Origin of the sequence: Natroniella sp. ANB-PHB2 (assembly GCF_046097105.1) — a bacterium.
Lineage (GTDB): Bacteria > Bacillota > Halanaerobiia > Halobacteroidales > Halobacteroidaceae > Natroniella.
The window spans coordinates 671,552-694,128 of record NZ_CP175562.1 but is presented as its reverse complement, the minus strand read 5'-3'; the positions used below and the strand labels follow the sequence as shown (position 1 = coordinate 694,128).

The window sequence follows — 22,577 nt, the reverse complement described above, 5'->3', positions numbered from 1 at the left end:
AAAATATTATAAATTATATGTCAGATATCATTAATTTATTAATTTATTTAAAATTTTTATTTTATAACAACTAGATTAAATAGGTAACCATTACTAGTATTATATAATTAAATATTAACAATACTAATTAATAGTAAACAAAAGGAGCTGATTAATAATGGATGTGAAAATTAATAATAACAATTTAATTGAAGATTTCGTTGAAGAAAAAATATCTATCACTGAGTATGTTAGCGCATTATTCGATCAGCTAGACAAAATCAAATATGAATAATGTTTAAGGTCCCAAATATTTGGGACCTTAAACACTTACTTATACATATTATATTTTAAATCTTTACTTATTTAGAACCTAATCACTTGCTATAATAATTATTAATTTAAATTCTGCGATTCTCTTCCACTTGAGCATCTAACATTTCTTTATCAATAGTGCTAAATTCTGGTTTGAGATCAATCAAGCCTTCTTTATTTAAGATTTGACTAACTTCCGCTATGCTATCTCTTTTATCTTGTGGTAAATTATTAACAAATTCTCTAACTTCTTCCTCAGAAGCCCTATACTCAAATTTTATGCCTCCATACTTTAAAAAATGTTCCACATCTTCACTCATTATTTTCCCCTCCTCTTTAAAGTTATAGTTCACTTTCACCAATTTCACGTTCATATTCAATATAATATTTCAAGTTATTAATAATTGAATCTACTAACTGCTCTTCATCAACTCTTTCTAGTGTTTTATCAGCCTCGGTATTGACAATATAATTGATTCCATCTTCAGCTTCTGACTGCCATTTAGCTGCTATAATCTCCATTCTAACTTCATTGAAAAGATCTGGATATTTTTTGATCTCTCTAATTAATTTTTCTTTAAAATTCATTTTTTCCTCCTCAACTCTTATCTAACTACTATTATTATTTACAAATTTGAAATTAGTATTTAAAAATTAATAAGTTTAATTATTTTTAAGCCATAACAACTCTTTTGCTAAATTAAATTCTTTCACAAATATAATCAATTATTTATATAATAATATAAATTAATATTCAAAAGGAGGGATACATAATGGGACTTTATAATTTTGAAGGCTTTGAGCTAATTATTCTATTACTTCTTATCCTATTATTAATGGGTGGTGAATTATTTAACACTTATCCTACTAACAATTTCAACAACGAAAGCTTTTAACTAAAATATAATTTCATAAAAAAAAGGGCCAACCTCTAGAGGTTGGCCCTTTTTAACTTATCTTAAAATTATTTCTTTCTATTAATAACTACTACCCCTAAATCTTCTCCAAACTCTGCTGGAATTTCAAACTTAACAGTCTCCCCTTCACCTTCAACCTTAATATAATTAACTCCTAGAGCACTAAACCGCTCACTAAATCCAGGAATTTCTTGTAAATCAAAAACAGAGTAATTATATCTTCTATTATCTATCTCAGGTATTGAATCAACAACATTAGCAGTTATCCAGTTAGTATAAACCTTAATAAAATCTTTTCCAGTATATTCCTCAATCACAACTCTTGGATCTTCTTCAGCAACTACAATAGAGTCAATAAGCTCAACCCCATATTGATCATATAGATAACTAACAAATAATGATGCAGCTCCTGAAAAATATAAACTTCCATCATGTACTAACAAATCAACTTTTTCTGTATTATTTAAATATCCAAAATCATCATCATATAGCCAACCATTTCCTGCTTTATCTGACCAACCTTCATACTCACTATCAATATATCCAGCTAAAATCTGAGCAGCATGGGCCAACCCTTCATCAATCCAAACATCATTTACATTCCGATCTATAGCTACCTTCTCTAAATAGAAATTCAAATGCTGATATTGACGAACAGCAGAAGATAAAAGAGTATTTTCTTCTCTTGTAGAATTTAAATAGAACATAAACTCCTCATTGCCCTGCTCAGCATATAAATCAGCAGGATCAAAATAACTTGTAATATATGGACTATCAAATTCGCTCAATAAAACTACAACCTCATCTACTCCTTCTTCTCTAGCTAATAAAGGATAAATATTATTATCAAACTCTTTAACCAACCGCTCTAACTTTTTAGAATCTATCTCTTCTTCTAAATCAACAAAGAGATAAATATGATCTCCTATTGCATCTAAAGTAGCCGTGACAGTCCCTTCCTTAACATCATCAGAAATCTTAAATTCTTTAGCTTGTCCTAAAGAATAATTTGATTCACTAACAGCAAACTCAGTTCCATACTCTTTAGCTAGCTCAAGACCTCTCTTTCTAACATCATATTCAACCTTTGCTAATCTTTCCAACTCATTATCTAGATCAAACGTAGGTTCATAAGCACCCAAGTTCGAATTAAAAATACCGATAATTGCTTCTTCATCAGCAGCTAAATCTTCAATTACAACCTCTTCTCCCCCTTCTAAAGAGAAATACTGTTGTACAGCTCCACCTTCAATATTTAAATCCAACTCTTTATCCTTTGCACCTAAATTAATTTCTTTAATTAATTTATCATACCCCTCTCGTTCAACTTCAATCTTATAATCACCAGGTTTTAAATCTTCAAATATTACCTCAATTCCACTCGCTTCATCCTTTAATTTTCCATCTAATTTCAAACTAACCTCTGTTTCTAACTCATTTTGATTAATATCAAAAAGTCTCAAGCTTAAATCAACCTTTTCAACCTCTTCTTCTATTTTCTCAGCTTTTTCTTTCTCTTTATCTACCACTTCTTCCTTTTCTTCTGTTTGTTCTACAGATGCTTCATCTACAATCTTTTCTAATTCTACAGTAAAAATTGAAGCCTCTTCTTCTAATACAACAACACCTTCATTAGTTTCGTACCCATCTGCTTCTACTTTCAATTCATACTCTCCAGTTGGAAACTCTCCAAATTGAACATTACTGCCTTGCTCTGTTGTTTCATAACCTTCTTTGAAAACTGTTACTTCTGCTTCTACTTCCTCTTCAGTCTCTAAATCCCTAACTTGGACAGTTAATTCAGCAACATCCTCACCACCAAAGCAGCCAGTCAAAACAAAACTTAACAATACAACCAACATTACTAAATAAAATACCTTTCCCTTTAATCTCATCTTTTACCTCCTCCTTTACATTTTTTAATTATGAGTTGTTTTATGGTTAGCTTTGAATAAAATTTATTTGATAGATAAAATTACTATTCTTATTATTAGTATACCTTACTTTAATTTGAATCACAATCAAAATTCTCTCAAAATAATAGGTCTTCTTTTACTTATAACTATAATTCCCACTTAATAGCTAAATCAAGTGTAAAACATAAGTAATCCTTATAACGTTGGTGGAGCCTTTTATACTAAAAATAGATCAATTAGTACTATAAATATTTTTGAGGGAGGAATGGGAGAGTTACCTCCCACTTTTTAATTGTTTTGATCCAAAAAATCAAATAAACTGATAACATCTCTATCAGCTGATTCATTTAGATTATCTGATCCCACTCCAGCTAATAGACTAGCAATATTATCTCGTCCAGTTTTATAGTTGTTTTTGATATTATTTTCAAAAATATCATCAAATAATGTCTTGATCATTAGCATTTCTAAACTATTAAATCCATCATTCTCTAACTCAGCTTCTTGGAAGGTATCCAGCATATTACGAGCTACACACAGACAATAATCTCCATCTATTACACCATTCATTCTTGTATCTCGATCAAGTCTCATTACTTTATTCCCCCCTCAACCTTATTATTTCTAACCTAGCTCAAATTTATTAATCAAATCTCTTATCTATAAATTGATCAAAAGATTATTTTAGCTTATATAGAAAAAAGAGTCGGTTTCCCGACTCTTTATTATTAATTAAACTTCTTCAAACATTTCCTTTCCTACTCCACACAATGGACATTCCCAATCATCAGGCAAATCTTCAAAAGCAGTTCCTGGTTCAACTCCATTATCTGGATCTCCAGCTTCAGGATCATAGACATACCCACAAACTGTACATTCATATTTAGCCATTAACCATCTCCCCTTTCTTGATTTGCTTAAGTAATTAATATGTAATAGTTTTAACTTAACTTAAATCTTTTATACCATTAATTAATTTAACTTAGGCAAACTATAATAAACCAATATCTTTTACCACTCAATTGTTGACCTTTATTATAAAATATAGTTCTTATTTTGTCAACCATAAAACTCTATCTTTTGCTACATTTTACTCAAATATCAAATTTGACTATCATAAATCTCTTCAATAACAGTATCTACTATCTTTCTAGCATCTCTAAAGGATGATTTATATTTGCTTTTCATCTTCTCTAAATGCTCTGCACCTTTTTCAGTCAACCGATAATAACGAATTGATCTCTTATCTGGTTCATCCCACCATGCCTTCAAATATCCTTCCTCTTCCATCTCCCTCAACAAAGGATAGACCATCCCCCGTGAAGGTTTCCAGCGCGTTCCCATCTGCTGGTTGATAGTATCCAAAATCTTTTGTCCATACATTTTACCATATTTGTCCATTAAGTGTAGGATATAAATAGAAGTAAAAGCAGTTGTACTAATCTTAGCAGGAAATTGGCGATTTAATTTTCCTTTGTACTTAGACATTTGACTCCCCCTTTATATTAATTTAGTCATAACTGACTAAATTATAACCAGTTTATATTATAATTTAGATAATTCTTCCTCTTCTCCTGCAAAAAATCATAAAAATATTAATTCTTTGCAGGAAAATAATCCATCAACTAGAATATTGTACTTAGGATAAAAAAACATTCGTACTATAAGAAGGAGGATAAATTAATATGTGGATTAAAGAAAGAATTTCAAGCTATCGATTTTCTAAAACTAGCAGCTATAAAAATGCATTAGAAAAGACAGCCAAAACTTTACAAAATAAATTTGGAAGTAACAAAGTCTTTTTATCTGATGAAATTGACCAACATGGTCGAAAGCATTATTTCATTAAAGCAAATTTAAAAAAAGAAGAAGCTAAAGATTTTAAAAGAGTTTATAATGAGCTTACTAATATGTTTTTCGCTTGTAAGCAAAATAGACAATTTAATAGTTAATAAAAACACCTCTAATTAGAGGTGTTTTTTTAATTGATTTAAAATCTAACCCTCCTTAATCAAATTAATGTAATTTTTTACTTATTATAATGCTAATAAATTATGTTCAAACTATAAAAAGATAAAGGAGGTTAGATAATGACTGACCAACGCCAAAAAAATGAAATTAATCATTCCTCTGTTGAAGGTGATAGTCCCAGAAATCCAGCTAATAAATGGGCCAAAAGTAAAAATATAATTGAACAAGAATTAGGCTCATACCAAGATTCAAACGAAAATCCAAAAGGATACCCTGAAGGACACAGTATGCCAGCTTTATTTGGCTGGATTACTCAAGAATACCAAGCCGAAATCGCTAAGGATTTAGTCGATATGGGCCAAAAAGATGATTCAAAAAAGTAACTCATAAAAATAGACCAGTTTTAGCTGGTCTATTTTTATGAGTTACTTTTTACTACTAGGTTGAATTCTTATAACACTCGGTTAAAATGTAATGAAAATATCTTCTTATCTACTCAACACTCTTATAATGCCTAAGGTTTCAGCTAAATTAATCAACTCTTCTTTAAAAATCAAATAAATATTTATATCATCATTAAATTTTTAACACTACCAAAGCCTTTTATCCTTATTTTTTGAGTCTAATTAAGCTAAAAAATATTACATTTATTTTTCGGCTTAAGGAATACTAATACTCGATAGGAGGAACTTTGAATGAAAATTTCTGATTTTTTAAACCCAACAAGATTATTCAAAAAATCGATCACCAATCAACCAGAACTATCTACAGCGGAGGCTTATAATCTATGGGATTCATTACGAGTCAGATATACAAGTAGAGAGACCAATCAACTTTATAAAAATTTTGTCCATGATCGTGATCTTGAGTTATTACTTGATCACACTAGCGTTGCATTGTTAAATTCAGGTAATAATCATTAATTAATAAATTTAAGTGTTTGATTTATTTGAAAAAAATAAATCTAAAATTGAAAATTTGGATTAGCTAAAATTATAATTTTCTAATTCATAATTACCAATATAGCATCTAAAATCAATATATGGAACATATTGAACTTAGAAATTATAATACTCTAAAGTTGAATAGAAGATTATTTAAAATTAACTATTCATGATCCAATTTTCCCAGCTAAATGTGCTATTAATAGTTCTGAGTATAGAATATTTGATTATTCTAGTCAGTTTAAGTAAAGAACCTTTAAACTTAATTTGTTTTTTAATCAATTTTAAAATTAAAAGTAAAACTACAGCACTATAAATTTGAGTTAAAACGGCATTTTTATTTTGACCAAAGAATCTTTTGATTTTAAGATGTTGTTTGATCCACTTAAAGAATAACTCTATTTCCCAGCGTTCCTTATATAACTGAGCTATTATATGAGCTGGTAGATCAAAACGATTAGTTAAAATCTTAATTTCTTTATCATTACCATCTCTATCAATAGTTTTAACTTTAATTAGTCTCAATTTATGTTTCATTCTTTTCTCTGTATTATATTTACCTAAAATGACAGTAGCATCTAATAGAACATTTGCTTTTTTATCTTTATCAGTCAGTTTTACTGTTCTAACAGTTTCAATTTTAGCATTAGATTTAGACCTAGTTATAAAATAGATATCATCCTCAACAAAATCATCAAACTTTTGATAGTCAATATAAGCTCTATCAAAAATATAGGTGTAACTAGGATTTAAAGATAGGTTATCAAAGACTTCTTTATCATGAACAATAGCATTACTGATTATTATATTCTCTGGAGCTTCAGTATTTAGATCATATAAGGTATGGAGTTTAATTCCACCTTTAGTTTTTCTAAACTTAGCCCAAGGAAATGATGATAAACATAAACTGATTGTTGATGAGTCTATAATTTTCACTGAACCAATCTCTTTTAAAGCTTTGCGTAATCCCACTTTACCTTTAAGTTTACTAAATAAGTGTTGGAAAATTTCAAAGAATATTTCATAAGGTCTATCTTTATTTTTTCGTGATAATTGGGAAACACTTATTTGTGGCAATATTTTCTTTAATCCTTCATTACTTTCTAAGTCAGTGACAAAGTCTTCTAGACTTTCTTTTTGACTAAGGTGAAAGTAAAGCAGATACATTAGGTGAGTTTTAGTTGTCAGCTTATGCACTTTATAATCAGAATTATATTTATCTACCAAGTTATCCAAAAAGTTTTTGCCAATTACATCTAGAAATTTATTTAATGGTGTGATACAATTATTCATAATTTCATTCTCCTTTAATTTTATGGATTTTGTGCGGGACACACACCTATCCATTTAATCAAAGGAGTTTTTATTTTTCAATGGATATTTCATCTAAAATTTCGATGCAACGCTAGTGACTTGATCACCATATCAGAAAATATAACAACCAAATAAAAATTCTAGAACAGCTGAGTGAAGAATTTAATGTTCCTGTTCCCTCTAAACCACCAAAAAACATCAAATTTTCTGCTCAGATTAATGCAATAACTGATAAACATATTTTCAGAAGAGTCAATTCAGATATGATAGCTGAATTATATTCATTAAATCGAACTATAGCTAGCAGTACCTTTAATGATACTTTAAGAGATCAATTTATAGACTTTGTCAGTAGTCATTTAAAAGATTATAATAAGCTTCATAAATACGCCAAATTAAAAGGTTGGACAGATCTAGCCCCTAAATTTAAAACTTATAAACCAACTACTAAAGAAAAATTAGCAGCAAGTGAGGGATCTCATTTATCTGAACTTCTTGCTTTAAGATATGACCAGCAACAACTTACTGCACTCTTTTTAGAATTTGTTCCTGACCCAAATTTTAAACAAATTATTAAAGATGGTGATTCAACACTTCAAAAACAGATTGGAACACTTGAAAAGAAAGCACAAAAATTTGAAGTTCCACTACCTGACGCAGCACCTGCACACCAAAAAGTAAATATAGATCCAGAAGCCATAACTGATACCTTTATCTATCGAATAATTTTGCAAGGAATTAGAGATTCCATAACTTTACACATTAGATCGATCATAGAAACAGTAACAAATGATGATTTAAGAACTTTCCTTAACCAACTATATAAAAAAGAAGTTGATATATTCAATAAGTTAATTAAATATGGAAAGGCAAAAGGCTGGAGTCGTTTAACTCTTAAATACAAACAAAGCTAATGGATATAAAAATATATTTTATATCTGATAATTAGTTTCAATCCTTGTTTTAGTGGATTGTGGTATTATACAAGAGCAAAAATTTTTTTTGCGTTCCTCATTGAGTTGTTTCAATCCTTGTTTTAGTGGATTGTGGTATTATACTTTGCAATTCGGCAGCTGCGTGAATAGATTTTGCAAGTTTCAATCCTTGTTTTAGTGGATTGTGGTATTATACCTTTCGGGATCAATAATAATAATATCATCATCAGTTTTCAGTTTCAATCCTTGTTTTAGTGGATTGTGGTATTATACATTAACCAAGACGGATTTATTAACAATTATTTTTTGTTTCAATCCTTGTTTTAGTGGATTGTGGTATTATACTGATTTTATAATTATCACAGATGGTAACATGGCAGTGTTTCAATCCTTGTTTTAGTGGATTGTGGTATTATACTTATCAACCTCCTAGATTTTTTTGCTTATATTTGCTGTTTCAATCCTTGTTTTAGTGGATTGTGGTATTATACCTTTCGGGATCAATAATAATAATATCATCATCAGTTTTCAGTTTCAATCCTTGTTTTAGTGGATTGTGGTATTATACTTCACCCTTCTTGTAGGTGTGCCTGGCTTCCAAGAGTTGTTTCAATCCTTGTTTTAGTGGATTGTGGTATTATACGATCGGATATAAGAAATCGAGGAATTAAAGCAAGAAAGTTTCAATCCTTGTTTTAGTGGATTGTGGTATTATACCCCCCTATTCTTGCATAATTAACCAGTTTTATTGCAGTTTCAATCCTTGTTTTAGTGGATTGTGGTATTATACTCATATAACCATTACCTCCTTTGGCGAATTATGTCGTTTCAATCCTTGTTTTAGTGGATTGTGGTATTATACCAATACTATTATAAGTAGTTCCATCACCATCTCTTAGGGTTTCAATCCTTGTTTTAGTGGATTGTGGTATTATACCAAAAATTCTGTCTTTCAATTCAAAATCAGACATCTCGTTTCAATCCTTGTTTTAGTGGATTGTGGTATTATACTCCTCTTTTATTGATTTTAGCTCAACTTTGTTTATTGTTTCAATCCTTGTTTTAGTGGATTGTGGTATTATACATGTATCTATAGAGTTCACTTTTTATGATAGTGCTGAGTTTCAATCCTTGTTTTAGTGGATTGTGGTATTATACTGTGCGGGATTTAGAGCTTAAAAGAGAATGTAATTTACTGTTTCAATCCTTGTTTTAGTGGATTGTGGTATTATACTTTCCATTGTCCAGTGTCTCCAGCTGGTCATACTGTTGTTTCAATCCTTGTTTTAGTGGATTGTGGTATTATACTACTAGAACAATTAAGTTTGGGCTTCAGGTTTTCAAGTTTCAATCCTTGTTTTAGTGGATTGTGGTATTATACGAAAAGTTGGGATGGGAGTGATGGGGCTACATGAATATTTAATGTTTCAATCCTTGTTTTAGTGGATTGTGGTATTATACAGAACTATAAAGAGTTTCGAAAAGTGCTTTATCAATGTTTCAATCCTTGTTTTAGTGGATTGTGGTATTATACTTAATTCTACTATCACCTACACCTTTCATATCTCCATAATGTTTCAATCCTTGTTTTAGTGGATTGTGGTATTATACCATAGAAGAAGGGGTCAAGTGCGACAAACGAAATGCTGTTTCAATCCTTGTTTTAGTGGATTGTGGTATTATACTTTTCATCTTGGGATGACTCGCTAATTTGTGCAGCAACATGTTTCAATCCTTGTTTTAGTGGATTGTGGTATTATACCCATTCCTCGTCTGTCGCTAATTGTGTTAAGTAGCTTAGGTTTCAATCCTTGTTTTAGTGGATTGTGGTATTATACTTAGATATGACGAAGATTTGAAAGCTAATGCTAAATTGTGTTTCAATCCTTGTTTTAGTGGATTGTGGTATTATACTAATGTAAGAATTAAGGCGTTATATTCTAATCTTGACTGTTTCAATCCTTGTTTTAGTGGATTGTGGTATTATACCAATAATGTCCCTCGTAATAATATAATATATAATAGTCTAAGTTTCAATCCTTGTTTTAGTGGATTGTGGTATTATACATCATGGAACGAAAATTGGTATGCAATCAATTTCAGTGTTTCAATCCTTGTTTTAGTGGATTGTGGTATTATACTCAACTTTCTCACCTTCTGGCTCGACCATATTAGCAAGTTTCAATCCTTGTTTTAGTGGATTGTGGTATTATACCCACCATCATAATGCTCCAAATCTTCACTAGTCAGATGTTTCAATCCTTGTTTTAGTGGATTGTGGTATTATACAATTTTGTTCCAAAGTTCATAAATGATGGATTGGTGTTTCAATCCTTGTTTTAGTGGATTGTGGTATTATACTGATTCAACTCTTGGACGTCAACCTTGCCTTTCAGTTTCAATCCTTGTTTTAGTGGATTGTGGTATTATACTAGACCCCAATCTAGTCTATCCCCCTCTGACATATACAGTTTCAATCCTTGTTTTAGTGGATTGTGGTATTATACCCGTCAGAAGAAAATAACCCTATCACATCAAGGCTTCATCGGCATTTATTGATATGATAACTCCTCCATTTCTATCTCGTATATTTATGCAAAACAGGAGGATACCAATAAAATGCCGTTAATTTATACCCTTGCTTAATCTTGATATCATAGGGCTTATCAAAGTTCGTATATTTATTCATCAATAATTTTGTGGCTTTATAAATAAATAATCGCCAATCACTTACTTTTATTTTACTAGATTTATCCTAATAAGTCAACCTTATCCCTAAGATATAAAGCTATTTAACACAAATATTCCGATAACAACAATCTCTACATCGTTTCTTATAAGATGTCCCCTGAGGATAGTACCCTTTATCTATAATCTTAATTATCTGCTGCAAAATCTGATCCAGCTCTAAAAAGTCACCTTCTGTAATTGGAAACTCTTTTAATTTATTACTACTTCTAGTATAAACAAGATAAGCTCTATTAACCTCAATACCATAATTATCCACAATCAACATACTATACATTACAGCTTGATACTTATAAGTTTTAAATAATCTATCCTTATATTTAGCAAATTTATAATCTAATGAAGCAGCAGAACCATCCTCTAAAAATAATATCTCATCTACAATTCCATGAATACCATACTTTTCAGAGCTTAACTTCTGCTCAATTAATTTCTTTTCTACCCCAATCTTTTTGCGTAAATACTCTTTATTAGTCTTACTCTTTCGCTCATGAACCTCCCTGCCCAATTGAACCTTATATCTTTGCTCTTCCTTTTGAGGAATCTTCAAATAAAGCATAAAATAAATAAAGCGTGGACAATACAGATATTCTATCACTTCAGATGGAGTAATGCTTATCCCTTTTTCCATTCTACCACCTACAAAAATAGAGTCTTGATCTCATCATTAGCCATTGCCTTATCAAAAGCTTGGCCTATCAATTCAATCTTTTTAAAATCCTGTTGGCACATAGGAAACATATACACAGAATCCTCCTCAGGATTAATTAGATTTTCAGAATATAATGCTAATTCATCTGCAACACTTTCTTCTACTTTGCCTAAAAAAACTGATTTTTGAACCCTCTTCAATCCCAATTCAATTGCCTTATCAGAAATCTTACGTCTAGGCTTATCTTCAACAATATCATATACAAACCAGACTAACATTCTACTTCCCCCTAACTTTATATTAATCACCAATCAACTGGTTAGCCAATTTATGCAGATCAGATTGAATGGTATCTTCAATCCTAATTTCCCTACCACCATATCTAACCCGTTGATCAAAATATTGATTCAAACTCTTAATTAATAACTTCTTACCCTCTTCATTTAAAGTTAACCCACCATGAATTTCATCAAACTGTGCTTTCCTAACCTGCTTTTTACCGAATAACTTCATCACTATTCTATCAATATGATGGCGATAAGGCTCAATAATATCAAAAACAAATGATTTTTTATTATAACCATCTGTATGAAGAATCCCTACGTAGGGGTCTAGTCCAGCAATGATACAAGCCTTTTCAACCTTAGAATACAAAACTCCATACCCATAATTTAATAGACAGTTAAACTCATCTTCAGCAGGACGAAAACTCCTCCCCGAAAAATTATATCTATCAGGTATTAAATAGCTTAAAGTAGCAAAATAATTCTTTCCTACATTACCTTCATAGCCCATCAATCTACTTCTAACACTCTCTATATCGCCAGTTACTTTTTTCAACTTCTTTTTTAAACTCTTTATTTCCTTAACCTTCTTCTTAATATACTTCTCCTTCTCCTCACTTCTTCTGATTGCTAAATCTTCTAAATGAGCTATACAATTCTCTATCTTTTGTAAGATCAGATCCTTAACAAGCTCAGTTCCTTCCTCACTATCTGCTATTTCCAATTGCCTTCGCCTAATATAGGTTGTACTCCCCAACTTAGAATGCCAAACCTTCCCCACTGATTGACCATACTTGTCTAAAAATTGAATCTCGATATTATTATCAAGGGCCAACTTAATTGCATCAGTGCTAATCGAAGCACCTGTAGTGATCAAGATCGAATCTACCTTCTTAGTAGATATCTTCGTCTTTTTATCTTCAGTCTTCAGCTCAAAACAGCCTTTAGCCTTATGCAAATAACTCCCATAAGTATTAATTACCAATTGCATCTAATCACCTTCTTAAATCAATTCTTCTTTCAAAAGAGTTCCAAAACCACGAGCAGTTGAATTCCCCAATCCAATATACTCTGGTAAAGAGGCATTTGAATAAAAATCTCCAACAAAACCGATCATCCTTTGATTCTTAAACTTAACTTCAATAGCCTCTAAATCAGGAATGAGTTTGATGTTTTCTTCAACATACCAGTTAACCCCCTTAGCAAAGGCTAATATATTACCAATTAAAATCCTTTTAAAGAAATCTCGTTGCTTATCTGGACTAGCCTTCTTAATTTCTCTTGAATATCGTTTATAATTCTTCTGATTAAGTCCCAGCCAAGGAGAATAAAAACTGTACTTAAATTTAAGCATCTCTAAATCAGTAATAACTTCTAGCTCTTCATCTCTAACCTCTAATCTTCCCTCGGGATTAATAAATTCCTTATCTCCTAACAGTAACCTATCTATATCAAGAAAATTTTCTATTATTAACTCTGCCCCTTCTTCTAATCCTATTACCGTTGGCTTACCACTAATTATTTTATACTGAATCAAAGGATAGGCATATCTATAACCCCCATCTTCTTTATGATGATGAAATAGAATATCTTCAAATTGATTGGCAAAAAAGCCTCTTAATTTATGGCCATAGTTTAATGATAGCTCTTCTTCTAAACTGAATTTTAAAATAGCTTGTTTAATCTCTGGCATAACTAATTCTCCTTCTATTGTAGTTTAAATAAATAAAGTAGTCTGAAATTCTTTTTTAGGTTCTTCAAGAAAACCTATCTCTTCTGAATATAAATACTCTTTCTGATTTTCATATGTCACATATTTAATAAAGCGAAACCCCTCAATTAAATCATGTTCATAATACTTTTCTAATTGATTTCTATATACGCTAACCCTATATTGAGCTAATTCCTTTTTGATTAATTCTATTTGTCCTAGTAAAGAATTTAATCTTTCTTGCTCTCCATTAACTTCTTTAAGTTCTTCATATAAAACTGATAACTCTTCAATCTTCTGCTCAATATCTATTATATTACCATCTTCATCCTCTTCTTCCTTGCAAATAATAATATCTTCCTTCCCACCTTGCTCCTTAATCAATTCAAAATCTTTAATTGGGATTTGGCCATCTGCACTTTTAGAATAGTTTAGCTCTTTAATTGCTTTTAAAATCCGCTTACTCTCCCTTTCTACCTTTTTTCTAATTTCAGCAAAATAATCTTTACTTAAGTCAATAAAATCTTTAGCACTATAACTCTTCTTATCTTCTAAAACTTGATTACAAAATTGAATTAAGATTGGGTCATAAACTTTTTTACAATCTGGCTTACTATCATCATCTTGTTTTAACTGAATTATTTTAACCCTGCCTTTTTTAGGTGCTAACTCTCCATTTCTATTACATCTCCCTGCTACCTGAACAATTGAATCTAATGGCCCTAAATCTCGATAGACTTCTGCAAAACTCAAATCAACCCCAGCTTCAATCAATTGCGTAGAAACTACAATTATCTTCTTACCTGCTTTAATCTTTTCTCGAATCTGAGCAATCTTATTTCTCCTATCTATTGGAATTTGATAAGTAGTCAAGGAAAAGACTTCATAATCATAAAATAAATCATTAATACTCTCAAATAAATTTAAAGCTGACTTGATTGTATTACAAACAATCAGACCACTATAACTATTAAAGCTATAATCAAAATACTCTACAAACTCTGCTAAAGTTTTCTCTTTTAAATCATCTACAATCTCTAATCTTACCCTATCAAAAATATCAGCTTTAGCATACTTTTTATCATCTACTAAACTAACTACATCAGCCCCTTGAATTATTTCAGGCTGAGTAGCTGTTAATAATAAGATGTCTGTATTAAATCTTTTGGCCAAAACCTTAAGCACCTTACCCACTACTTTATAATACTTAGGTGGAATATTTTGCACTTCATCTAAAATCATAATTGAATTGATGATATTATGAAACTTCTTTAAATAACTATTCTTATTTCCAATAATACTTTCAAAAACTTGCACAAAAGTAGTAACGATATTCCCTGACTCCCAAGACTCCAATAATAATTTTTCTTCAAGGTATTTATCTAGATTTTTAGTTTTTTCACTATCATACTTTAAGTTAACATTCTTCTTTAACCGCATTGGAGTAAGGTAGTGATGTCTTAATAAATATTTAGTCGGGTAGTTTCTATATTCATCTTCCAAATTAAACTCTATAATATCCTCAAAAACATCATAATTTTGATCAATAATAGAAGTAAAGGGAAGAGAATAAATTATTCTTCTGCCCCCAGAATAAAACCCTTTTAATTTATTAGCAAAAGAAAAAGAAGCAAAAGTCTTTCCAATCCCTGTCGGAGCTGTTAAACTATAGAGATAATTCTCCTTTTTCAGCTCAGGATTGTTTAATACCTCCGCTAAAAATTCATTTCTAGCCTGATTAATCTCTTTTTTAGGATCAAACTTTTCAGGGTCTCTTTTGCGACAATCAGCAATATAGTCTTTGACATCTATTTTTTCTTCTATCCCACCTGCAAAGTAACTATTATCTACTAGTGCAGCATCTTTTTTATCAGTGTCTATTAAAACTGAGTAGAGTAGATTAGTAATTAAAAATAACTCAATTGCTTTATCTTCTTTATTTTCATCTAGTTCAAAAAAGACTATTTCTTCAAATTGCTCAATAAAATCTTCTTCTTCTCTAACAACTTCAGTTAAATCAGTCAATAATTCTTCAAAGTCAAACTCAAAATCTAAAAGTAATTGCTTATAAATTTCTTTAACCTTATCCCTATTCTTAGTTTTAATATTCTCTAATTGATATTCTGTTTGATAAAAAATATCATTTGGCTCTTCTAAAGGAGACTCTAAATTGCCATGATGTCTTTTAACTACCATATAAGCAATCATTGAAAAAATTTGATTATCAAAATAGCTATTTACTAAGACATAAGCAAATAAAGCAGAAAGTAAACCATGGTGAGAATATTGATGATTCTCACCATAGATAAGATATTTTTGAAAATAGCTTGTCGCTTTAGCAAAGTCATGAGCCAACCCAATCAGATAACTAAGCTTAGCCAATTCACCCTGCTTAATCAAAGATAAGTCCAAACCCTTAGCTAAAATCTTATTCTTGCTTTTATTAGCGACATTTTTTAAATGAATAAATAATCTTTTTTTATGATTTTTTGAATAATGTGAATATAATTTATCCATCACTTAATCCCCCACAATCGGTGTAAAAAAGCTAATATGTTTTTCCTCAACTTTTAATACTTCATTAAAAACACCGTTTATAGCTTTACCTTCCTCTTCAAAACAAACTTCAACTATTTGCTCTGGCTCTCTGCCTGATTTGACCTTTTTAAAAGAAGCAGGTAAATTATCTACTGTCAACTTAGTCCTATCTTTTAAGTTTAGTTCTTGAATATTATCTTTAAAAGTCAATGTATCAATTTGACCTTGATAATCTTTTAATAATTTAACATCTTCAACAACTTTAATAAATTGAGCACTAGCTCTAAACTGTCTTTGGCCAAAAAAGAGGCCATAACCAAATTTATCTTGTTTAATCTTCTCTGCTAACTCTTTTAATAATTTCTCATCTTGATGAGTAAAAAAGATTTGATATTTAATTAAATCTTTTTTAGGAAGTAATAACTGTAATCTAACTTGAGTATGTCCGCCACCTTCTTTTAAATAATTCATACATTCAAAATGAGGAATAGCAGGACTTATAATTTTAATAGCAAATTTAGCTTTAGCAGGAGCTAAATCTTGATAATAACTATCCCGTGAATAACCTAAGATAGAAGCAACCATTCCCATTAGAACAGTTCTAGGAGGTATTCTATAGCTCAAAGAACTCTTATTACTATAAAACTTCTTAAAATGAGCTGCCTTAGCCTTTATATTAAAAACTAAGATCTTATTTATATCCATATCACCAACCCCTCAGTTTAATAATTTAATTCCTCACTAGTAAAAATCTCTAATAGCTTTTCAAACCCATTATCTTTAAACTTTAATTGACTATCTTTCCAATAATAAATCTTATTTATCTTTTCTTGATTTGCCTCTAAATAATCTAGCAATTGAGTTATATCTAACTTAGAATCACTAATTTCTCTAACATTTTCTTCTGCTTTTTGATAATCTAAATTAATATACTCTCTTAAATCATTTAAAAATGATTGATTATCTTTTAGCTCTACTCTCAAATATAATCTAGGAGTTTGGCCAATTTTAGAGCGAGTCCGATTTAGAGGAATAGATTTAACTATTGATTCATCTAATAACTCAATATCAGCTTCTTTCAACTCAGTATCTCTAGCAGCTAAACCACTAATCCCACCACTAAAAGCAATAAAAGAATACTTAACTCGATAGTCCTTTCCAACTCCTTTTCCTGAACTAAAACTAGAGGTTATCGTCTTTGTATCTTGTAACTCTACTTTATTTAAAGAATAACCCCAATTAAATTGAACCGGCCCAGTTAGATGATCTGCTTTTTCTGTAGCTGTTACAGCTCCAAATAATCTAACTCCAATCAAATCCAATACACTTTGATCTCCTAATTGTTTAACTCTATCCTTAGCATCTTCTGCCTTATTTGTTACAAATAGCGTTTCCCCTTTAACAGTCTCTAAATAATCTCGAATATATCTTTTTAATCTAACATCACTAACTAAATTAGTTCCTGTATCCCAATCCATTCTTGGCTTATTTTCATTATCCATATCTCCATTCGGATTACATCTTTTAGCATCATATAAAAATAAAAATTCTGAATTTTTAATCTCTTCTTTACTCATTTTGATCCCCTTTCTCTCTGTTTTGATTATATTTATATCCTAAATATCTTCCAAAAGAAATCCCAGATAAAATATAAAATACAACCTCATCTTTATTTAAACTCGAATTTTCAATCCCTTGTAATCTATCCATCATCTGAGCATGTAACAATTGATTAAGCCCATACTTATCATAAATATTTAAAATCTCTGTTATATCCTTAGCAAACTTTTTAACCCTTCTAACTGGCAATCCATCAAAACTAAGCTTGTCTAAAATATTAGCCGACTTATTTTCTTTTTGCTGTTCTTTTAAAACCTCATTCATTAATTTACCTAGCATAAATAAACCTTGGCGATAATTATTATCCTTATAAATATCAGAATGAACTTCAAAAAATTCTTTTAAATCTTTATCTTCAATCTCTGTATAGCTATTTCCTTCTGCCACATTAAATCCTCCTTTCAAGTTAGTTATCTTACTAAACCAAGATAGTAAAATATTCATTTCTAGCGGTTGATAAATAATATCTTCAATCTTTTTCTTGTTCTGAAAATATCTCTTTCTAAAGATGAAATTAAAATTATCAATTAAATAACGATAATTTATTTCTCGTCCTTTTAAAATTGAGCTAAGTAAATTAAGCAATTCCTTACGATACAACTTAGGGTCTGGATTAGGATGAGATTTATAATTAGGAAACAGCAACCAATATATACTGTTAAATCCTATTTTAATTTCTTCAAACTCTCGTTTAAGCAATTTTAATTCATTAAAAATATTTTTTAAACGACTATAATAAACATCATTAATTGAATCTAAGACAATAAATGAAGCTTGATCAGGTCGCCAAAATAAAAAATCAACCTTCAAATCTCTTTTTTTGACTTTCTTAATTAAATCTAAATCATCATTATTAGAAAATAATTTTTTGATCCATTTAAGTTCTCGTTCATAATTTAAATCACTATCAATATCTTTTGGAACTACATAATACCTAAGTTGATTAAACAACCTTGCTGAATAATCTTTCTTTACCTTCGCTATTCCCACCATCACCTCTTGATAACAATCTTGACAGATGCCAAATGATTTATAAGCATTATTTACTTTCAAATTTTCAAAAAAATAAGGACTACTAGTAACATAAAACTTAGTTGGTATATCAATTTTACCTGTTACTTTTTTAAGCTCATCACATCCTCCACATAAAGCCTTATCTTTAACCATTCTGCCAGCAAAAAACCTCTTTTGACGTTCATAATAGACTATATCTATATAATCACTAGCAAACTCTGTTTCAGTAATATATTTGTCATTAAACTTTAAAGAAAATATATTTATATTTCCTACAAAATTCTTTCTAGTACTACCTAATATATCTTTACTAACATATTCTTCTAAAGCACTTCTCATATTTTTATGATTTTTATCCTTATCTCCTAAATATTGAAGTAATTTTTTCCTAGCTTTAGAAGTGAAATTATCTAGTTTTAAAAAACTTTTCTTCTTTTTAGTATAAAACTTATCACTAAGTATCCTTAAATGCTCTATAAATTCTTGATATCTATCATCATCAAATTTATTTTTCACATAGCCAATCATTTGAGGCAAAGTCAACAAATGATAATATAAATTATTAGCAGTAAAATAAATCTTTTTACTCCTTCTACCTAACAACTCAAATCCAAAAAACTCTTCTCGATTCTCTCTATATAGCTGTTTTCCTTTTTTTACTTTTATCTCTTCTTTTTCAGTATTAAAATTTATAACTACCTCCCAATATTTATTACTATCATCATTATCAGCACTTGGTTCATTTGGCTCAATTGTCTGATCTTCTAAGAATTTTCTCTTTTTTTCACTTTCAGATAATCCTTTTAATTCCTTTTCACCTAATTTTTTAAATGCATGAATCATCCTAACACCTCCTTTTTCAGCATCAAAATACATTATTACCATTTATATACTTCTAGATAAACCCTGTTATCCCTTGCACAATTAATAAAAAATCCATCTTATGCAATTATTACTATATCAAATCACCAAAGACAAATACTGTCCATCTGAAAAATAATCCAAAAAAAATAAACTAGACATCTATTTGCCTAGTTTGAACCACTTATTCTTTCTTTTGATTTTAATTATTCGATATTCAATATTCACTATTCACTGCTCTTCCTATCCTTGTTTTAGTGGATTGTGGTATTATACCGTCAGAACGAAATAATACTATCAGATCAAGGCTTCATCAACATTCCTTAATAGAGTAACTCTCTTGTTTTAGCTTCGTATATTTATGCAAAATAAAGATTTCCCAATAAAATGCCGTTAATTTAAAATCTTATTCAGCATTGTTATTATAGGATTTCAAAACACCTGTATATTTATTCCTCAATAAATTTGTAACTTTATAGCTGATAATTTTTAATTCCTTAATCTCATTTTACTAAATTTATCCTAATTAATCAAGAAAATACGTTATTTTAAAAATGAGGCACGACGCATCGTACCTCTACAAAAAATTATTTTTTATTAGTGTTCATTTCTGGTTCCCTTTTGATTTTAAGAAATTATCAACTTAAACATCAATATTATCAGCCAGATTAGCATTCTTCATAATAAATTCTCGACGCAGACTTGCCTTTGAACCCATCAATCTATTAAACACATCATCAGCAATAATTTCATCTTCTATCTCTATCTTCTGTAACTTCCGCGTCTTAGGATTCATCGTTGTCTGCCATAACTGCCCAGGGTTCATCTCTCCTAATCCCTTATAACGTTGAATTCCAATCTGTTTTCTAGATTTATCTACTAAAAACTTTTTTAATTCTTTATCAGTATATAGATACTTCTCATCTCCTCGATAACTAACCTTATAAAGAGGAGGTTGAGCAATATAAACATGCTCATTCTTAATCAATTCAGGCATATAACGATAAAACAAAGTTAAAATCAAGGTACAAATATGTGCCCCATCTACATCAGCATCGGTCATAATAATAATCTTATGATACCTTAGTTTATCCAAATTAAATTGATCTCCAATTCCTGCTCCTAAAGCAGTAATAATCGTTCGGATTTCATTATTCTTCAAAATTTTATTCAAACGAGCCCGCTCTACATTCATTACCTTTCCTTTCAAAGGCAAAATAGCCTGAAATTGACGATTACGCCCTTGTTTAGCTGATCCTCCCGCTGAATCACCCTCGACAAGATATAATTCAGATTTTTCTGGTTTACGACTACTACAATCTGCTAACTTACCCGGTAGTGAATTATTATTTAAAACCCCTTTTCTTCTAGTCAACTCACGAGCTTTTTTAGATGCCTTCCGTGCTCGAACAGCCTCTAGAGCCTTCTCAATTACGGCTTTAGCCATTTTTTGATGTGTATCAAGGTAATAACGTAAATATTCATAAACAACCTTTTCTACCACACTTCTAATCTCGCTATTACCTAACTTTGTTTTAGTCTGCCCTTCAAATTGAGGATCAGGTAGCTTAACACTGACTACCGCAGTCAAACCCTCTCTTAAGTCACTTCCCGTCAACTTCGGATCCTTTTTTCGAAATAAATTATTATCTTTAGCATAATTATTAAAGGCCTTAGTAATTGCTGTTTTAAACCCTGTTAAGTGATAACCTCCATCATGCGTATTGATATTATTGGCGAAGGTATATAGCCGCTGATTATAACTTTTATTATACTGAAAAGCAACCTCGACATAAATACCATCAACCTCTTTTTCAATATAGATTAAATCATCTGTTAGAACTGTTTGATTTTGATTCAAAAACTCTACAAAGGCTTCCAAGCCTCCATCATAACAATACCTTACTTCTTTCTCTTCCTCCGCTCGTCGATCAATTAATAAAACCTCTAAATTTTTATTTAAAAAAGCAGATTCCTGTAATCTAGTCTGTAAAGTTTCAAATTTATAATCAATAGTATCAAAAATTTCAGGATCTGGTTTGAAAGTAATCTGTGTTCCATTTTCTTTCGTACGCTCCCCTTTAATTAACTCAGTCTTAGGAAAACCTCTTTTATATTCTTGATGATATACATAACCATCACGATGTATTTCAATCTTCAACCACTCAGAAAGAGCATTAACTACCGAAACACCTACTCCATGTAGTCCTCCAGAAACTTGATATCCACTACCATCAAACTTTCCTCCCGCATGAAGCGTAGTCAATACTAATTGAGCTGCCGGCAATCCTTTTTGTGGATGAAGATCTACTGGAATTCCTCTACCATAATCTCTAACTGTAACTGCTCCCTCTTCTTCAATAATTATCTCTATTCGTTCACCATAACCTGCTAAAAATTCATCTATACTATTATCAACTACTTCCCAAACAAGATGATGTAAGCCTTTAGTTCCTGTAGAGCCAATATACATTCCAGGTCGCTTACGTACTGCTTCTAATCCTTCTAAAACTTGAATCTCTTTTGCATTATATTGATTATCTATTGCCATAATAACACCTTCCCTTTATCTATTACCATTTTTTGTATAATGATCTGTTACGTTTATTATAATAGCATATAAATACTGTGATAGCAACTTTTCTGGAATATTATTCAAATTGATTTCTCTTTTTCTATTCTTCAAGTTGAACCTTATCTATTAAATAAACTTATCTATTTATTTGAATATTATTCTTAAGAGAAGACTTTTCTCCTGCTTTAATTCTTAAATAACTACTTTTAATTTAAGATTCAGTCTAATTATAGCCTTAAGTTCAAATAAAAGTTGAATCTTTATAACTCTAACGATTGGGTTA

Annotated in this window: 20 protein-coding genes and 1 CRISPR repeat array; of the genes, 4 read left to right on the top strand and 16 right to left on the bottom strand. The window is 30.1% G+C overall.

Features of this window, described 5'->3' with window-relative positions; genetic code table 11:
• Positions 1-380 precede the first annotated feature (380 nt).
• The 6 genes from ACKF5P_RS03515 to ACKF5P_RS03490 all read right to left on the bottom strand — a co-directional run bounded on the left by ACKF5P_RS03515 (position 381) and on the right by ACKF5P_RS03490 (position 4,615).
• Positions 381-614 (bottom strand): hypothetical protein, encoded by a 234-nt coding sequence (locus tag ACKF5P_RS03515; RefSeq protein WP_408956109.1) that lies wholly within the window; start codon positions 612-614, stop codon positions 381-383.
• Between the two features lie 22 nt (positions 615-636).
• Positions 637-882: a hypothetical protein gene (locus ACKF5P_RS03510; protein ID WP_408956108.1), complete on the bottom strand. Its 246-nt coding sequence runs from the start codon at positions 880-882 to the stop codon at positions 637-639.
• Between the two features lie 376 nt (positions 883-1,258).
• Positions 1,259-3,106, bottom strand: coding sequence for a hypothetical protein (locus tag ACKF5P_RS03505; RefSeq protein ID WP_408956107.1), 1,848 nt, complete (start codon positions 3,104-3,106; stop codon positions 1,259-1,261).
• A 309-nt stretch (positions 3,107-3,415) separates the two neighbouring features.
• Entirely contained in the window at positions 3,416-3,721 is a 306-nt protein-coding gene (locus tag ACKF5P_RS03500) for a hypothetical protein (protein WP_408956106.1), read from the bottom strand.
• 138 nt (positions 3,722-3,859) lie between these two features.
• Positions 3,860-4,018, bottom strand: a complete 159-nt coding sequence (rd, locus tag ACKF5P_RS03495) for a rubredoxin (protein ID WP_408956105.1) — start codon at positions 4,016-4,018, stop codon at positions 3,860-3,862.
• A 210-nt stretch (positions 4,019-4,228) separates the two neighbouring features.
• Entirely contained in the window at positions 4,229-4,615 is a 387-nt protein-coding gene (locus ACKF5P_RS03490) for a PadR family transcriptional regulator (protein ID WP_408956104.1), read from the bottom strand.
• A gap of 197 nt (positions 4,616-4,812) precedes the next feature.
• Between ACKF5P_RS03490 and ACKF5P_RS03485 the strand changes: the two genes are divergently transcribed.
• The 3 genes from ACKF5P_RS03485 (at position 4,813) to ACKF5P_RS03475 (ending at position 6,021) form a co-directional block, all read left to right on the top strand.
• A complete protein-coding gene (locus ACKF5P_RS03485; protein WP_408956103.1) occupies positions 4,813-5,079 on the top strand; it encodes a hypothetical protein in 267 nt (88 codons plus the stop codon).
• A gap of 138 nt (positions 5,080-5,217) precedes the next feature.
• Positions 5,218-5,481, top strand: coding sequence for a hypothetical protein (locus ACKF5P_RS03480; protein ID WP_408956102.1), 264 nt, complete (start codon positions 5,218-5,220; stop codon positions 5,479-5,481).
• A 312-nt stretch (positions 5,482-5,793) separates the two neighbouring features.
• Positions 5,794-6,021, top strand: coding sequence for a hypothetical protein (locus tag ACKF5P_RS03475; RefSeq protein ID WP_408956101.1), 228 nt, complete (start codon positions 5,794-5,796; stop codon positions 6,019-6,021).
• A 180-nt stretch (positions 6,022-6,201) separates the two neighbouring features.
• Here the strand turns inward: ACKF5P_RS03475 and ACKF5P_RS03470 are convergent, their stop codons facing one another.
• Positions 6,202-7,335: an IS4 family transposase gene (locus ACKF5P_RS03470; protein WP_408955787.1), complete on the bottom strand. Its 1,134-nt coding sequence runs from the start codon at positions 7,333-7,335 to the stop codon at positions 6,202-6,204.
• Between the two features lie 284 nt (positions 7,336-7,619).
• Between ACKF5P_RS03470 and ACKF5P_RS03465 the strand changes: the two genes are divergently transcribed.
• The gene (locus ACKF5P_RS03465) at positions 7,620-8,270 is read left to right on the top strand and encodes a DUF3231 family protein (protein WP_408956100.1); all 651 of its coding nucleotides are present in this window, start codon (positions 7,620-7,622) and stop codon (positions 8,268-8,270) included.
• Positions 8,271-8,304: 34 nt separating this feature from the next.
• Positions 8,305-10,798: a CRISPR direct-repeat array (repeat unit 37 nt; unit sequence GTTTCAATCCTTGTTTTAGTGGATTGTGGTATTATAC).
• A gap of 281 nt (positions 10,799-11,079) precedes the next feature.
• On the opposite strand, the gene cas4 is transcribed toward ACKF5P_RS03465, so the two are convergent.
• From cas4 to gyrB, 9 genes are all read right to left on the bottom strand, one after another.
• Positions 11,080-11,670 (bottom strand): CRISPR-associated protein Cas4, encoded by a 591-nt coding sequence (cas4, locus tag ACKF5P_RS03460; RefSeq protein WP_408956099.1) that lies wholly within the window; start codon positions 11,668-11,670, stop codon positions 11,080-11,082.
• A gap of 8 nt (positions 11,671-11,678) precedes the next feature.
• Positions 11,679-11,969 (bottom strand): CRISPR-associated endonuclease Cas2, encoded by a 291-nt coding sequence (cas2, locus tag ACKF5P_RS03455; RefSeq protein WP_408956098.1) that lies wholly within the window; start codon positions 11,967-11,969, stop codon positions 11,679-11,681.
• A 22-nt stretch (positions 11,970-11,991) separates the two neighbouring features.
• Positions 11,992-12,966, bottom strand: a complete 975-nt coding sequence (cas1, locus tag ACKF5P_RS03450) for a CRISPR-associated endonuclease Cas1 (RefSeq protein WP_408956097.1) — start codon at positions 12,964-12,966, stop codon at positions 11,992-11,994.
• Positions 12,967-12,978: 12 nt separating this feature from the next.
• Positions 12,979-13,668 (bottom strand): CRISPR-associated endonuclease Cas6, encoded by a 690-nt coding sequence (locus ACKF5P_RS03445; protein ID WP_408956096.1) that lies wholly within the window; start codon positions 13,666-13,668, stop codon positions 12,979-12,981.
• Between the two features lie 24 nt (positions 13,669-13,692).
• Positions 13,693-16,203, bottom strand: coding sequence for a CRISPR-associated helicase Cas3' (cas3, locus tag ACKF5P_RS03440; RefSeq protein ID WP_408956095.1), 2,511 nt, complete (start codon positions 16,201-16,203; stop codon positions 13,693-13,695).
• 3 nt (positions 16,204-16,206) lie between these two features.
• Positions 16,207-16,929: a CRISPR-associated protein Cas5 gene (gene cas5 / locus ACKF5P_RS03435; RefSeq protein WP_408956094.1), complete on the bottom strand. Its 723-nt coding sequence runs from the start codon at positions 16,927-16,929 to the stop codon at positions 16,207-16,209.
• A gap of 17 nt (positions 16,930-16,946) precedes the next feature.
• On the bottom strand, positions 16,947-17,801 hold the full coding sequence (gene cas7b / locus ACKF5P_RS03430; RefSeq protein WP_408956093.1) for a type I-B CRISPR-associated protein Cas7/Csh2: 855 nt from the start codon (positions 17,799-17,801) through the stop codon (positions 16,947-16,949).
• Positions 17,794-19,701, bottom strand: a complete 1,908-nt coding sequence (gene cas8b, locus ACKF5P_RS03425) for a type I-B CRISPR-associated protein Cas8b/Csh1 (protein ID WP_408956092.1) — start codon at positions 19,699-19,701, stop codon at positions 17,794-17,796. The genes cas7b and cas8b overlap by 8 nt, the downstream gene beginning before the upstream one ends.
• A 661-nt stretch (positions 19,702-20,362) precedes the next feature.
• Complete coding sequence (gene gyrB, locus ACKF5P_RS03420) at positions 20,363-22,270, bottom strand: DNA topoisomerase (ATP-hydrolyzing) subunit B (protein ID WP_408956091.1); 1,908 nt, start codon at positions 22,268-22,270, stop codon at positions 20,363-20,365.
• Positions 22,271-22,577: the final 307 nt, after the last annotated feature.